The organism is Vogesella mureinivorans (assembly GCF_007644035.1).
GTDB classification, from domain to species: domain Bacteria; phylum Pseudomonadota; class Gammaproteobacteria; order Burkholderiales; family Chromobacteriaceae; genus Vogesella; species Vogesella mureinivorans.
The window spans coordinates 1-264 of record NZ_VMTV02001067.1; the positions used below are offsets into that span (position 1 = coordinate 1).

1 protein-coding gene is annotated in these 264 nt (G+C 65.5%); it reads right to left on the reverse strand.

Annotated elements, in window-relative coordinates; translation table 11 throughout:
• Positions 1–264 (reverse strand): hypothetical protein (locus FLQ44_RS22775; RefSeq protein WP_147696171.1); only part of this gene is annotated, 264 nt, incomplete at both ends.

Sequence of the window (264 nt, forward strand, 5' to 3'; positions counted from 1 at the left end):
CCGGTCGCTTCGTCCTTCTCCTCCAGCATGGCGATCGTGCCGGCCGTGTTCATGGACGAGTTCCAGGCCATGTTCGCCATGTAGAGGAACAGCACGTCGATCGGATAGGGATCGCCCGCGTGGGCGTTGGCGATCACCATGTGCATCAGTCCATGGGCCGCGATCGGCGCATCCCAGGAAAAGGCTTTGTCGAGCCGGGCCGGCCGCCCTTCCGCGTCGACCAGCAGATCCTCCGGCCCCAGCGGAAAGCCCAGATGCGGCCCT